A 13,589-nucleotide genomic window follows, 5' to 3' on the forward strand; every position below is an offset into this window, starting at 1 on the left:
GGCGGACTTGAACAGGCAGCCCGACGCACGCACAGCCGAATCCGACGTGTGGGAGCCAGCGATGCGGACCAGCCGACTGCGGACCGTGCATCCCGTCCTGTGGGCGGGTTGGGCCGCCCTGGCCGCCGGCGCGGTGCTGTGCGTCGTGGGCTGGTACGGGATCTCCGGCGAGCGTTACGCCGAACGGCAGCTGCCCTACCTCGCCTCGTGCACGGTCCCCGGGGCCGCCCTGATCATCGCCGGGGCGGTGCTGCTGGCCCGCGGCCGGGACTCGGTCGCCGCCGCGCGCGTGGAGGAGCTGTACGGATTGCTGGTGGAGGACGGGCCGGCCGAGCCGGAGGCGACGACCGGCCGGGCCGCGCTCGCGCCGCTCGCGGTCAGCGGCGACCTGCTGATGGTGCCGGGCGGCACGCTGTGGCACCGCGCGGACTGCCCGCTGGTCGCGGGCAAGGCGGAGGCGGTTCCGGTGGACTCCAAGCTGGTGGCGGGCGGCGAACTGGACCCCTGCCCGATCTGCGAGCCGGCCCGAGAAACCGACTGATGTCGTCGCTGACGTACGACCTCACTCTCGCCGGCCTCTCGGTCGGCAGCGCGGCGGCGCTGACCGGGATCGGCCTGATCGTCACGTACCGCGCGACGGGGGTGCTGAACTTCGCGCACGGCGCGATCGCGATGGTGTGCGCGTATGTGCTGCGGCAGTGCGTGGTCGAGTGGGGTTGGCCGCTGTGGCTCGGGGCGGCGGTGACGCTGCTGGTGCTGGCCCCGGGACTGGGGGCGGTGCTGGAGCGGTTCGTCTTCCGGCCGCTGGCGGTCCTCGGCGGCGATCCGGCGCAGACGCTGGTGGCGTCCATCGGAGCGTTCGTGCTGCTGGTGGGCGGGGCGGCACTGCTGTGGGGGCAGGGGGCGCGGGACGACGCGCCGGTGCTGGTGCCCGATGAACCGTGGGGTCAGCTGGCGGTGGTGCTGGTGCTGGCCGCCGGGGTCACGGCGGTGATCCGCTGGACGCGCTTCGGCCGGGAACTGCGGGCCGTGGTCGACGACCGGCGGCTCGCCGTGCTGGGCGGTATCGACGCGGACCGGGTCGCGGCCACCGGCTGGGCGTTCGGTGCGTTCACGGCCGGGCTGACGGGGGTGCTGCTGGCGCCGTACGTGCGGCTCGACCCGTACGGTCTCCCGCTGCTCGTGATGGAGGTCGTGGCGGTCGCGGTGGCGGCGCGGATGCGGAGCCTGGCCGTCGCGGTGGTGGTGGCGCTGGGCATCGGGGTGGCGCAGAGCCAGCTGACGCGGCTGCACCCCTCGGGCTGGGCCGAACCGCTGCTCCAGGCGGCCGCCACGAACCTGTTCGTCGTCGCGCTGCTGGTCGCGGCCCTGGTGCTGCCGGGCGTCGGGGAGCGGGACGCGCTGCCCCGCACGGCCACGGCGCGCGTGCCGACCCCGCCGGGCGTCTGGATCGTGGTGCTCGTGCTGTTCCTGCTGCCGCTGGGGCTCGCGGGCCGGGACCTGCACACCTCGGTCCAGGTCCCGGCGCTGGCCGTGATCCTGCTGTCCCTGGTGGTGGTCACCGGCCGCGGCGGCCAGATCTCGCTGGGGCAGGCGGCGTACGCGGGTCTCGGTGCCCTGTTCACGGCCCTGCTGGCGGCGGGCCGTCTCCCGGGGCTGCCCGCGCTGCCGGAGCTGGCGGCCCTCGCGGTGTCGGTGGTCCTGGTGGCACCGCTCGGTCTGCTGACGGGCTGGCCCGCGATCGGCCGCCGGGGTCTGGCCCTGGCGCTGGCGACGTTCGCGGTCGGCGTGGGGGTGAGCCGCTTCGTCTTCACTCAGCCGTACGCCACCTCGGGTCTGTCACTGGGGCGCCCCGCGGGCTTCGACGGGGACCGGGCGTACTACGTCCTGGAGCTGCTCCTGCTGGCGGCCGCGCTGCTGGCGGCCCACGCGCTGCGCCGGGGGCGGACGGGCCGGGCCCTCGCCGCCATGCGGGATCACGAACGGGGCGCGCAGGCGGCGGGCATCGGCGTGCCCTCCCTCAAGCTGCTGGCCTTCGTCGCGGGCGCCGCGCTGGCCGCGCTGGGCGGCGGCATGCTCGGCATGGGCCTGCGTGCCTTCGACGCCGCGGCCTACGACCCCGTGCGGGGCCTGTTGTGGTTCGCGGCCGTGGTGGTGCTGGGCGCCGACAGCACGCTCGGGGCCCTCGCGGCCGCGGCCCTCCTGGTCGGGCTGGACGCGGGCACCCGCGGCGGTGTCGCGGCGGCCCTCATCGGCGTCCTGGCGATCCTGGTGGGCCGCTTCCCGGGCGGCCCGTACGAGGCGCTGCGCACGACGGCGCGACGTCTGCGGCCTCGCGGCACCCCGGCGCTGACGCAGACCGGCGCACGGTCCCGCGACCGGCTGCACCCGGCACGGCCGCAAGGGGCGAGAAGAGCACCGGTACCGACCGGGGCGACGCGGGTGTCGCACGGGGCGGAGGGACCGCGAACGCCGGGAGCGGGCGAGCGGCGCGAGGACGGCGGGAGTCGCCCGGAACACCACCCGGCGGGCCGGGCTGCCCCCGGCACGGTCGGCGGGCCGGGAGCGGGCGAGCGGCGTGGGCGCACGGAACACGGCCCGGCGGGCCGGGCCGTCCCCGGCCTGCCGGGCGGGGGCAGCCGCCCGCCCAGCACCGGATCCGAGATGCCCACCGGGCCCTCCCCGGGCCGCCGACCGAGCAGGGCGACACCCGGCGGGGTGGCTCCGCCACCCGCGGGCCGGGCCGCCGCCGCACCCGCCCCCTCCGCCGCTCGCCCCCTCCTCACCGCCCGTCACCTCCACGTCCGCTACGGCGGCTTCACCGCTCTCGACGGAGTGGATCTGGAGCTCTCCGCCGGCCGGATCACCGCCGTCGTGGGGCCCAACGGGGCCGGGAAGAGCACCTTGTTCCACTGTCTGGCCGGGACACTGCGGCCCGCGGGCGGGACCGTACGGCTCGGCGGGCGGGACATCACCGCGCTGCCCGCCCACACCCGCACCCGGCTCGGCGTGGCGCGGACCTTCCAGGAACTGGCCGTCTTCCCCACGCTGACCGTCGCCGAGAACATCCGGGTGGGCGCCGAGCAGGGCCGGGTGGCCGACCCGGGCGCCGTGGAGCGCACGCTCAGGCTGCTCGGGCTCGACGGGCCCGTGCGTGCCCGGCCCGCCGCCGGACTGCCCACCGGGACGCTGCGCCGCGTCGAACTGGCCCGGGTCCTCGCGGGCGGCCCCCGTGTCCTCCTCCTGGACGAGCCGGCCGCCGGGCTCGACACCGCCGAAGTGACGGCCCTGGCCCGGGTCCTGAAGGCCCTGGCCGCCGACGGCACGGCGCTCCTCGTCGTCGAGCACGACCTGGACCTGGTCGCCGGCCTCGCCGACGTCGTGCAGGTGATGGCCGCGGGCCGGATCGTCGCCACCGGTCCTCCCGGGCACGTCCTGGAAGCCCTGGAACGGGAGACCGGCCGATGACGACGCTGTCCCTGCGCCACGCGCGCGTGCGCTACGGCCCCGTGGAGGCCCTGCACGGCATCACCCTCGCCGCCCCCGGCCCGGGCCTCACCGTGCTGCTGGGCCGCAACGGCTCCGGCCGTACCACCGCCCTGCGCGCCCTGGCCGGCACGGTCCCCCTGGCGGGCGGCGCGGTGGTGTGGGACGGCCGGGACGTGACCCGTGTCCCGGCGTACGAACGGGCCCGGCGCGGGATGTGCCTGGTGCCGGAACGTCAGGCCGTGTTCGCCTCGCTCACCGTGCGCGAGAACCTGCGGCTCGCCGCGCGGGACCCCACCGCGGCCCTGGACGCCTACCCACAGCTGCGGCCTCTGCTGGAGCGGCGCGCCGGCACCCTCTCCGGCGGGGAGCAGCGCATGCTCGCCCTGTCCCGGGCGTTGCTCGCACGCGCGCGCGTGGTCCTCGTCGACGAGCCCGCCCAGGGCATGTCGCCCCCGGTGGCGGCCCGCACGTACGAGCTGCTCGCCGCGCTCGACGCGTGCGTGGTGCTCGCCGAGCAGCGGCTGCCGCCCGCCCTGCGGGGGCGGCCCGCGCTCGTCTACGAACTGCGCCGCGGGGCCGTCGTGTTCGCCGGGGAGGCGGGTGAGCTGAGGGGCTGACCGGGCGCGCCGAGGCCCCGTCCGGTCGGCCGACCGGACGGGGCCCGTGTCCCGGCGAGGGGGAGCAGCGGCTCAGAACTCGAGGCGCAGGCCGGGCACGATCACATCGGGGTCGGCCCCGATGGCGGCCTTGTTGGTGGCGTAGAGGTGCTGCCAGGTGGTCCCGTGCCGGGCGGCGACGCCGCTGAGGGTGTCGCCCCGGCGGACCGTGTAGTCGCCGCGGGAGGAGCCGCGGTCCGCGTGCTCCGTGGCCCGCGCCGGGGCCTTGGACGGCTTCGCAGGGGCCTTGGACGGCTTGGCCGGGGCCTGCCGGGTGGAGGTGGCCGGGTCGGCCGCGGGTGCGCCGCCGCTCGCTCCGGCGCGTGCCGAACAGACGGGCCAGGCGCCCCACCCCTGGGCGCGCTGGACCTTGGTGGCGACGGCGATCTGCTGGGACCTGCTCGCCCGGTCGGCGGTGGGCGCGTAGGCCGTGCCGCCGTAGGCGTTCCAGGTGGAGGGGGCGAACTGGAGTCCGCCGTAGTAGCCGTTGCCGGTGTTGATGTGCCAGTCGCCGCCGCTCTCGCACTGGGCGATGCGGTCCCACACTCCGCTGTCGGCCGCCGCTGCGTTTCCGGTCGCGGCCAGCAGTCCTAGGGGCGCGAGCAGTGCCGCGCCGGCGAGGACCGCCGTCGTACGAACCTGGTGCTTACGGGCGCTCGGGCGAGTGGTATCGGCACATTCGGACATGTAGGTCCCTCTCGAAACACCCGGGGATCCCCCAAGGCGGAACGCCACTCCCGCGCCATGGGACGCGAGGGCCGCGCTCACCCCGCCCACCGGAGCGGTGCTGTGCCCGGTTCCTGGGAACCCGGCGGCCGGTGGACGTACCCGAGCGGTGCTCGTTGCACACGGCCGAGGAATCTAAGGAGGCCGAGGGCTCGGCATCAAGGAATCTCCCGTTCGGGCAGGCCAGTTCACCGATACCTCGGGTAACGGCAGTTTCCAGACACCCACTTCATTCGTTGATTTCCGGATTTTTCGACCAACGGACCCGATGACCTGTGACCCACCTCACCCCATCAACACCCTTGCCATGTCGGTGAGTTGACGGTGAGTGTGCGATTCCGCGCCCTGCGTGACCCTGTGCGCAGGTTGGTTCGATTACGTTCGCCCTGGGGCGTGACTCCCGCCACAGATCGCCCGTTGTCTTCTGCATGAGCCGGGACCTACCCGGACCACGGGCCGGGACCCACCCGGCTTTGCCCCACCGCATCCCCGAGGGAGCCACCCGTGCCGCGCATGCTCGACGTCAGCGACGAGGTACGCGCCGAGATCGGCGACGAAGAAGCCGACCGCCTGCTCGCTGGAGAGACCGCCCCGGGCAGTTACGACTGCACGTCCTGCCGCACTCCGGGCGACTCCGAGCAGGAGCGCACCAGCACCGTCCTGTTCATCGGTGACGAGACCGCCGTCCTCGCCTTCGCCCACGCCGGCTGCCTGCCCTCACAGGTCGTGCAGGTCACCGAGGAGCAGCTGCGGGGCGCCGTGAAGTCCATCACCGGCGACACCGTCGACCTGGAGCCGGACATGGTGGTGCCCGAGCAGGCGGTGCTCGGCGTGACCAGCGGACTCGTCCTGATCGGCGGCGAACTGCACCCCGCCCTGGTGGTCGAGCCGACCGGGCCCATCGCCCGGCCCGGCACGACCGGCGGCGGCGACGACTTCCTGCCGCTGCTCATCGAGCAGGGCTTCGTGCCGCTGACAGAGCTGTCCGCCGTACCGCCGGTGCTGCACGGCTGGTCGGTGCTGCTCGCCGTGGGCCAGCTGCACGCGGTGCTCCAGCCGGGGCCGGGCGGCGGCCAGCCGGTGGCCTGGTGGCAGGCGCACCAGCCGCTGCACGTGACCGAAGGCTGGCGCGCGGCCGCCAACAAGCACCGGCAGGTGCTGATGTTCGCCGCGCCGGTCGGCTCCATCGGCCGCCAGCCGCGCGAGGACCTGCTGCGGGACGCGCTGGACAAGGCGGCGGCGAACGGAAAGCTGGTCGCCTCGGCGCTGCCGCTGGCCGGCACCTGAGCGGCGCGTCACCCGTACACGCCGTACACCTGCGAAAGCCGCACCCGGGCCGCATCCCTTGACCCGCGGGGTCGTTTGGACATACGTGCACGCATATGACGTTCCCCGCCGCCAGTCCTTCTCGCCGATCCCGTCCGCGCGGTCGGCTCAGGACTCCCAGGGCGGCCCATCGGCCACGCCGATCTACGACGCGCTCTACGCCGAGTACGTCAAGTCCTTCCGCGCACTGCCCGGGGACCGCAGCGGCGAGGAGAAGCTGGGCTTCACCGCCTTCGGGAACACCCCGCACGCCTCGGGCTCCTACGGAGGGACGTACGGCAGCTCGTACAGTGCCTACAGCGCGGGCGCCCAGAGCGCCCGCCACGCCGCCGGGCAGCAGCCGCAGTGGCAACGCATCGGGAGCATCAGCTCGCCCACCACGGGTTCGCACACCACCAGCGGGCACGACACGGGGATGCACAGCACGGGCATGCACCACGTCCCGGCCGCGCTGCCACCCGGACGGCGGGGCGGCATCTGAGCGAACACCGGACACCGGAAAGGGCGGCTCCGATCGGGGCCGCCCTTTCCGGTGCTTCGCGCTACTTCTTCTTGCCGCGCTTCTCGCGCACCCGCACGGAGATGTGGATCGGCGTCCCTTCGAAGCCGAACTCCTCGCGCAGGCGGCGCTCGATGAAGCGCCGGTAGCCGGCCTCGATGAAGCCGGAGGCGAACAGGACGAACCGCGGCGGCTTGGTGCCCGCCTGCGTGCCGAACAGGATGCGCGGCTGCTTGCCGCCCCGGACGGGGTGCGGGTGGGCGGCGACGAGCTCACCGAGGAAGGCGTTCAGCCGGCCCGTCGGGACCCGGGTCTCCCAGCCCGCCAGGGCGGTCTCGATCGCCGGGACCAGCTTCTCCATGTGCCGGCCGGTGCGCGCCGAGACGTTGACCCGCGGCGCCCAGGCCACCTGGCCGAGCTCGGTCTCGATCTCCCGCTCCAGGTAGTAGCGGCGCTCCTCGTCGAGGGTGTCCCACTTGTTGTACGCCATGACGATCGCGCGGCCCGCCTCGACGGCCATGGTGACGATCCGCTGGTCCTGCACCGAGACGGACTCGGAGCCGTCGATCAGGATGACCGCGACCTCCGCCTTCTCGACGGCGGCCGCCGTGCGCAGCGAGGCGTAGTAGTCGGCGCCCTGCTGGAGGTGGACGCGCTTGCGGATGCCGGCCGTGTCGACGAACTTCCAGGTGACACCGCCGAGTTCGATCAGCTCGTCGACCGGGTCACGGGTGGTGCCCGCCAGTTCGTTGACGACGACGCGCTCCTCGCCCGCCACCTTGTTCAGCAGGGAGGACTTGCCGACGTTCGGGCGGCCGATCAGGGCGACGCGCCGCGGGCCGCCGATGCCGCCCCCGCCGAAGGTCTGGCGCGGCGCGTCGGGGAGCACCTCCAGGACCTGGTCGAGCATGTCGCCGGTGCCCCGGCCGTGCAGCGCGGAGACCGGGTGCGGCTCCCCCAGGCCCAGCGACCACAGGTACGCCGCGTCGGCCTCGCCGCTGGGGCCGTCCACCTTGTTGGCGCACAGCACGACCGGCTTGCCGGCCTTGCGCAGCAGCCGGACGACGGCCTCGTCGGTGTCGGTGGCGCCGACCTTGGCGTCGACGACGAAGACGACCGCGTCGGCGGCCTCGATCGCGTACTCGGCCTGGGCGGCCACGGAGGCGTCGATGCCGAGGACGTCCTGCTCCCAGCCACCGGTGTCGACGACCTTGAAGCGGCGGCCCGCCCACTCGGCCTCGTAGGTCACCCGGTCGCGGGTGACGCCGGGCTTGTCCTCGACGACGGCCTCGCGGCGCCCGATGATGCGGTTCACCAGGGTCGACTTGCCGACATTGGGGCGGCCGACGACGGCGAGCACGGGGAGCGGGCCGTGACCCGCCTCCTCGATGGCGCCCTCGACGTCCTCGAGGTCGAAGCCCTCCTCCGCGGCGAGCTCCATGAACTCCGCGAACTCGGCGTCGCCGAGCGCCCCGTGGTCGTGCTCGTGGGCGCCCCCGGAGGCGTCCGAGCCGTCGGGCTGGATGTGGTCGTTCATGAAGTCCGTACCTCGTCGTTCATCGTGGTGGTCGGTGGAGTGCCCGCCGTGTGCGGGGCTGATCCACTACTCAGTGTCGCCTAGCGCCCGGTGAGACGCCTGGCGTTTTCCAGGTGGGCCGCGAGCTGCTTCTGGATGCGCCCGGTCGCCTCGTCCAGCGCCTTGCGCGTCCGGCGACCGCTGCCGTCGCCCGCCTCGAAGGGCTCCCCGAAGACGACGTCGACGCGGGAGCGCAAAGGAGGCAGCCCCTTTATCAACCGTCCCCGCCGCTCGGAACTTCCCAGCACGGCCACCGGGACGATCGGGGCACCGCTGCGCACCGCGAAGTAGGAGAGGCCGGCGCGCAGCGAGGCGAAGTCGCCCTCGCCCCGGGTGCCCTCCGGGAAGATGCCGAGCACGCCGCCGCCGTCCAGGACGCCGAGCGCCCGGGTGATCGCGGAGCGGTCGGTGGTGTCGCGGTCGACCTTCACCTGCCCGATGCCCAGCAGGAAGGGGTCCAGCGGACCGACGAAGGCTTCCTTCTTGATCAGGAAGTGCGTCGGCCGGGGCGCCACGCCCATGACCATCGGGCCGTCGATGTTGTGGGAGTGGTTGACCGCGAGGATCACCGGGCCGCTCGCGGGCACCCGCCAGGCGCCGAGCACGCGCGGCTTCCACAGCCCGTACATCAGGCCGACGCCGATGCGCCGCCCGACCTCGGCGCCCCGGGCCGAAGGCAGCTCGGTCACTTCCCGGCCCGCTTCTCCTCGACGAGGGTGACGACGCACTCGATGACCTGGGCCAGCGTGAGCTCGGTGGTGTCCACCTCGACGGCGTCGTCCGCCTTGGCGAGCGGGGAGGTCTTGCGGCTGGAGTCGGCCGCGTCCCGCTTGATCAGGGCCTCGCGGGTGGAGTGGACGTCGGAGCCCTTCAGCTCGCCGCTGCGGCGGGCGGCACGCGCCTCCGGGGAGGCGGTGAGGAAGATCTTGAGGTCGGCGTCGGGCAGCACGGTCGTGCCGATGTCGCGGCCCTCGACGACGATGCCCTGCTCCGCGGAGGCGGCGATCGAGCGCTGCAGCTCGGTGATCCGGGCACGCACCTCGGGCACCGCGCTGACCGCGCTGACCTTCGAGGAGACCTCCTGGGTGCGGATCGGGGCCGCCACGTCCACGCCGTCGACCGTGATGGTCGGGCCCTGCGGGTCGGTGCCCGAGACGATCTCGGGCTTGCCCGCGGCGGCGGCGATGGCGGACGGGTCGCCTATGTCGATGCCGTTGCTCACCATCCACCAGGTGATCGCCCGGTACTGGGCGCCGGTGTCCAGGTAGCTCAGCCCGAGCTGGGCCGCCACGGCCTTCGAGGTGCTCGACTTGCCGGTGCCGGCGGGGCCGTCGATGGCGACAATCACTGGCGTGGCGCTTTCCACAGTGGGGACCTTCCTGAACCGGGCTCTGCGGGGGGTGAGGGCGCGAGTGCCCCGCACCAGGTTACTGGGTGCGCGTCACTCGTCCGGCCGCGCGTCGGCCGGCCTCCTCCGGCCCGCTCTACTGCCGGAGCGCCCAGCCCCGTTCCCGCAGGGCGGCGCTCAGGACCGGGGCCGCCTTCGGCTCCACCATCAGCTGCACCAGACCGGCCTGCTGTCCCGTCGCGTGCTCGATGCGTACGTCCTCGATGTTGACGCCGGCCAGGCCTGCGTCGGCGAAGATCCGGGCCAGTTGTCCCGGCTGGTCGTCGATGAGCACGGCCACGACCTCGTAGGCCCGGGGCGCGGACCCGTGCTTGCCGGGGACGCGGACCTGCCCGGCGTTGCCGCGCCGCAGCACGTCCTCGATCCCGCCGGCGCCTTCTCGGCGCTTGTGGTCGTCGGAGGACTGCAGGGCGCGCAGGGCCCGCACGGTCTCCTCCAGGTCCGCGGCGACGTCCGTGAGCAGGTCGGCGACCGGCGCGGGGTTCGCGGAGAGGATGTCGATCCACATCCGGGGGTCGGAGGCGGCGATCCGCGTCACGTCCCGGATGCCCTGCCCGCACAGCCGTACGGCGGCCTCCTCCGCGTGCTCCAGACGCGCGGCGACCAGGCTGGAGACCAGGTGGGGCATGTGGGAGACGAGGGCGACGGCACGGTCGTGGGCGTCGGCGTCCATGACCACCGGCACGGCCCGGCAGTGCGAGACCAGCTCCAGGGCGAGGTTCAGCACCTCGGTGTCGGTGTCCCGGGTCGGGGTGAGCACCCAGGGGCGGCCCTCGAAGAGATCGCCGGTCGCGGCCAGCGGGCCGGACTTCTCCCGGCCGGACATGGGGTGCGAGCCGATGTAGGCGGACAGGTCGAGACCGCGCGCCTCCAGCTCGCGGCGCGGCCCGCCCTTGACGCTGGCGACGTCGAGGTAGCCGCGTCCCGCCCCGCGGCGCATGGCGTCGGCGAGGACGTCGGCCACGTGCGCGGGCGGGGCGGCGACGATCACCAGGTCGACGGGCCCGTCGGGCACCTCGTCCGTGCCGGCGCCGAGCGCGGCCGCCGTACGGGCCTGTTCGGGGTCCGGGTCGGCGAGGTGCACGGTGACACCCCGCTGGGACAGGGCCAGGGCGGCGGACGTGCCGATGAGGCCGGTGCCGATGACGAGTGCGGTCCTCACTGGGCGATGTCCTTGCGCAGGGCGGCGGCGGCGCCGAGGTAGACGTGGGCGATGTCGGCGCGGGGCCGGTCGGACTCGATGTGCGCGAGGACGCGGACGACCCGGGGCATGGCGCCCTCGATGTCCAGTTCCTGGGCGCAGATCAGCGGCACGTCGACGATGCCCAGCTTGCGGGCGGCGGCGGCCGGGAAGTCGCTGTGCAGATCGGGCGTGGCCGTGAACCAGATGCTGATCAGGTCGTCGGCGGCGAGACCGTTGCGCTCCAGGATCTCCGTGAGCAGGGCTCCGACCTGCTCGTCCATGTGTCCGGCCTCGTCCCGTTCGAGTTGGACGGCGCCCCGGACCGCTCGTACCGCCACGGCGATGCTCCTTGTTGACGTGCGTGTCGCTCTACGTCCGACCAGCCTAGTCAGCCCGCGCGGCGCGGGTGCGCGGCGCCCGCCCGGCGAGACGCCGGAAACGCAGGTTTTGGGTAAGTTCGGTGCCAAGATGACGCACATTCCGATTTACCCCTTCGGCATCTTCGGAGCGACGACATGACCCACGAGACCACGCGCCGCACGGTTCTCCTCGCGACGGGTGCGACGAGCGTGGCGGCGCTCGTCGCAGCCTGCGGCGGGGGCGGCGACGACAGCGGCTCCGAGTCGACGAGCTCCCCCACGGGCGAGGGCGCGACGAGCGGCCCCGGCGGCGGGGTCCTGGCCAACATCGACGAGATCCCGGTCGGCGGCGGCAAGATCTTCAAGGACGAGAAGGTCGTGGTGACTCAGCCGGAGCAGGGCCGGTTCAAGGCCTTCTCGGCGATCTGCACTCATCAGCACTGCCTGGTGGGCTCGGTCTCCGACGGCACGATCAACTGCCCCTGCCACGGCAGCAAGTTCAAGATCGCCGACGGTGCGGTGACCCACGGCCCGGCGACCCGGCCCTTGCCGGCCGAGCAGATCACCGTGGAGGGGAACTCGATCCGCATGACCTGACGTCCCGCGCCCGGCACCGGGCCGTCACGCGTCCCACAGCGCCCCGAGGGTGAGCAGGTCGCCCCGGTACTCGACCCGGTCGGCCCACTCGGTGGGCCAGGCCTCCGCGCCCAGGTGCGCTCCCGCGAAGGCGCCCGTCAGACAGGCGATCGAGTCCGAGTCGCCCGCGGTGCAGGCGGCGCGGCGCAGGGCGGTCACCGGCTCGTCGACGAAAAGCAGAAAGCACAGCAGCCCGGTCGCCAGGGCCTCCTCGGCGATCCAGCCCTCGCCGGTGGCCAGACAGGGGTCGGTCTCGGGCGAGACGGTGCGCACGGCGTGCCGCAGCCGCTCCAGTGCCTCCAGACACTCGTCCCAGCCGCGCGCGATGAACTGCCCGGGGCCCGGGTCGCCGGCCCGCCGCCACAGGTCGCCGAGCCAGCGCTCGTGGTAGCGGCTGCGGTTCTCCAGGGCGTAGGAGCGCAGCAGGCCGATCAGCCCGGTCGGCTCGGCGCCCTGGGCGAGCAGGCGTACGGCGTGTGCGGTGAGGTCGGACGCGGCGAGCGCGGTGGGGTGCCCGTGGGTGAGGGCGGACTGCAACTGGGCGGCGCCCGCGCGCTGTTCGTCGCTCAGGCCGGACACCAGGCCGAGTGGCGCTACGCGCATGTTGGCCCCGCAGCCCTTGGATTCGGTCTGGCTGGCGTCCTGCCAGGGGCGGGACTCGTCTTTCAGCAGGTGGCAGGCCTTCATGCAGGTGCGGCCCGGAGCCCGGTTGTTCTCCGGGGACTGGTACCAGTTCACGAACTCCTCGCGCAGGGGCCGCACCAGCCGCTGCGGGGCGAGCACTCCCCGGTCCATGGCCGTCCGCACCGCGCGGCCCAGCGCCAGCGTCATCTGGGTGTCGTCGGAGACGATGGCGCGCTTCGGCAGCTCCATCTGCCGCCACGGCCCGCACTCGGCGAGGATCGAGGGGACGTCGTCGAACTCGGTCGGAAAGCCCAGCGCATCCCCGAGCGCGAGACCCGTGAGCGCTCCGGTGGCGGCCTGCTTGTGGACGAGTGTGGTCATGCGGGGCGTCCTTCCCGGACGGGCCGGAGGAGAGGCGGGTGGAGGGCGGTGGCGATTCCGGCGCGGTACAGCGCGGCGGGCTTGCCGCGTCCGCCGGTGAGCCGGGCGGCGCCCGGGACGGCTTCGACGAAGCCGGGTGTGGCGAGCACCTTGCGCCGGAAGTTGGGCCGGTCCAGCGCGGTCCCCCACACGATCTCGTAGACCTGCTGCAACTCGCCGAGGGTGAACTCGGGCGGGCAGAAGGCGGTGGCGAGGCAGGTGTACTCGAACTTGGCGCCGACGCGTTCGTGGGCGTCGGCCAGGATGCCGTCGTGGTCGAAGGCGAGCGGCCCGGCCGTGCCGTACGGCACCCAGCGGGCCTGCGCCGCGTCGCTGCCGCCGTGCGCCTCGGGAGCGTCGGGCAGCAGGGCGGTGAAGGCGACCGACACGACCCGCATCCGGGGGTCGCGGCCGGGTTCGCTGTAGGTCCGCAGCTGCTCCAGATGCAGCCCGGAGACGTCGGACAGGCCGGTCTCCTCGGCGAGTTCACGCCGGGCGGCCGTCTCCGCCGACTCGTCCGGCTGCACGAACCCGCCGGGCAGGGCCCACCGCCCGGCATACGGCTCCTGCCCGCGCTCGACGAGCAGCACGTGCAGCGCGCCCTCCCGGATAGTGAACACCGCGAGGTCGACGGTCACGGCGAAGGGCTCATGGGCGTACTTGTCGTAGCCGTCCACGACGAACACC

14 protein-coding genes are annotated in these 13,589 nt (G+C 74.0%); 6 read left to right on the forward strand and 8 right to left on the reverse strand.

The window, feature by feature from the left end; genetic code table 11:
• The first annotated feature begins 61 nt into the window (after window positions 1-61).
• The 3 genes from ACFZDI_RS33680 to ACFZDI_RS33690 are packed head-to-tail and all read left to right on the forward strand — an operon-like array spanning window position 62 to window position 4,106.
• Window positions 62-541 carry a hypothetical protein gene (locus ACFZDI_RS33680; protein WP_234847103.1) on the forward strand — a complete coding sequence of 160 codons (480 nt, stop codon included), beginning with the start codon at window positions 62-64 and terminating at the stop codon, window positions 539-541.
• Window positions 541-3,468 (forward strand): ATP-binding cassette domain-containing protein, encoded by a 2,928-nt coding sequence (locus ACFZDI_RS33685; RefSeq protein ID WP_391255892.1) that lies wholly within the window; start codon window positions 541-543, stop codon window positions 3,466-3,468. The genes ACFZDI_RS33680 and ACFZDI_RS33685 overlap by 1 nt, the downstream gene beginning before the upstream one ends.
• Window positions 3,465-4,106: an ATP-binding cassette domain-containing protein gene (locus ACFZDI_RS33690; RefSeq protein WP_391255895.1), complete on the forward strand. Its 642-nt coding sequence runs from the start codon at window positions 3,465-3,467 to the stop codon at window positions 4,104-4,106. Before ACFZDI_RS33685 ends, ACFZDI_RS33690 begins: the two co-directional genes overlap by 4 nt.
• A 72-nt stretch (window positions 4,107-4,178) precedes the next feature.
• Here ACFZDI_RS33690 and ACFZDI_RS33695 read toward each other — a convergent pair whose 3' ends face one another.
• Entirely contained in the window at window positions 4,179-4,832 is a 654-nt protein-coding gene (locus ACFZDI_RS33695) for a transglycosylase family protein (protein WP_361117420.1), read from the reverse strand.
• Between the two features lie 543 nt (window positions 4,833-5,375).
• On the opposite strand from ACFZDI_RS33695, the gene ACFZDI_RS33700 reads away from it, so the two are divergent.
• Window positions 5,376-6,158 (forward strand): hypothetical protein, encoded by a 783-nt coding sequence (locus ACFZDI_RS33700; protein WP_391255897.1) that lies wholly within the window; start codon window positions 5,376-5,378, stop codon window positions 6,156-6,158.
• Window positions 6,159-6,243: 85 nt separating this feature from the next.
• Window positions 6,244-6,678 (forward strand): hypothetical protein, encoded by a 435-nt coding sequence (locus ACFZDI_RS33705; RefSeq protein ID WP_234847108.1) that lies wholly within the window; start codon window positions 6,244-6,246, stop codon window positions 6,676-6,678.
• 61 nt (window positions 6,679-6,739) lie between these two features.
• On the opposite strand, the gene der is transcribed toward ACFZDI_RS33705, so the two are convergent.
• From der to aroH, 5 genes are all read right to left on the reverse strand, one after another.
• Window positions 6,740-8,233, reverse strand: coding sequence for a ribosome biogenesis GTPase Der (gene der / locus ACFZDI_RS33710; protein ID WP_234847109.1), 1,494 nt, complete (start codon window positions 8,231-8,233; stop codon window positions 6,740-6,742).
• Between the two features lie 80 nt (window positions 8,234-8,313).
• A complete protein-coding gene (locus ACFZDI_RS33715) occupies window positions 8,314-8,961 on the reverse strand; it encodes a 1-acyl-sn-glycerol-3-phosphate acyltransferase (protein WP_234847110.1) in 648 nt (215 codons plus the stop codon).
• On the reverse strand, window positions 8,958-9,620 hold the full coding sequence (cmk, locus tag ACFZDI_RS33720; protein ID WP_372486612.1) for a (d)CMP kinase: 663 nt from the start codon (window positions 9,618-9,620) through the stop codon (window positions 8,958-8,960). Before cmk ends, ACFZDI_RS33715 begins: the two co-directional genes overlap by 4 nt.
• A gap of 136 nt (window positions 9,621-9,756) precedes the next feature.
• The gene (locus ACFZDI_RS33725) at window positions 9,757-10,842 is read right to left on the reverse strand and encodes a prephenate dehydrogenase (protein WP_234847112.1); all 1,086 of its coding nucleotides are present in this window, start codon (window positions 10,840-10,842) and stop codon (window positions 9,757-9,759) included.
• Complete coding sequence (gene aroH, locus ACFZDI_RS33730) at window positions 10,839-11,201, reverse strand: chorismate mutase (RefSeq protein WP_234847113.1); 363 nt, start codon at window positions 11,199-11,201, stop codon at window positions 10,839-10,841. Before aroH ends, ACFZDI_RS33725 begins: the two co-directional genes overlap by 4 nt.
• A gap of 177 nt (window positions 11,202-11,378) precedes the next feature.
• Here aroH and ACFZDI_RS33735 point away from each other — a divergent pair, with 177 nt between their 5' ends.
• Window positions 11,379-11,819: a Rieske (2Fe-2S) protein gene (locus ACFZDI_RS33735; protein WP_234847114.1), complete on the forward strand. Its 441-nt coding sequence runs from the start codon at window positions 11,379-11,381 to the stop codon at window positions 11,817-11,819.
• Window positions 11,820-11,843: 24 nt separating this feature from the next.
• Here the strand turns inward: ACFZDI_RS33735 and ACFZDI_RS33740 are convergent, their stop codons facing one another.
• Window positions 11,844-12,863: an ADP-ribosylglycohydrolase family protein gene (locus ACFZDI_RS33740; RefSeq protein ID WP_391255904.1), complete on the reverse strand. Its 1,020-nt coding sequence runs from the start codon at window positions 12,861-12,863 to the stop codon at window positions 11,844-11,846.
• Complete coding sequence (locus tag ACFZDI_RS33745) at window positions 12,860-13,588, reverse strand: NUDIX domain-containing protein (protein WP_391255906.1); 729 nt, start codon at window positions 13,586-13,588, stop codon at window positions 12,860-12,862. The genes ACFZDI_RS33740 and ACFZDI_RS33745 overlap by 4 nt, the downstream gene beginning before the upstream one ends.
• Window position 13,589: the final 1 nt, after the last annotated feature.

This window comes from Streptomyces sp. NPDC007907 (assembly GCF_042959365.1).
GTDB classification, from domain to species: domain Bacteria; phylum Actinomycetota; class Actinomycetes; order Streptomycetales; family Streptomycetaceae; genus Streptomyces; species Streptomyces indiaensis.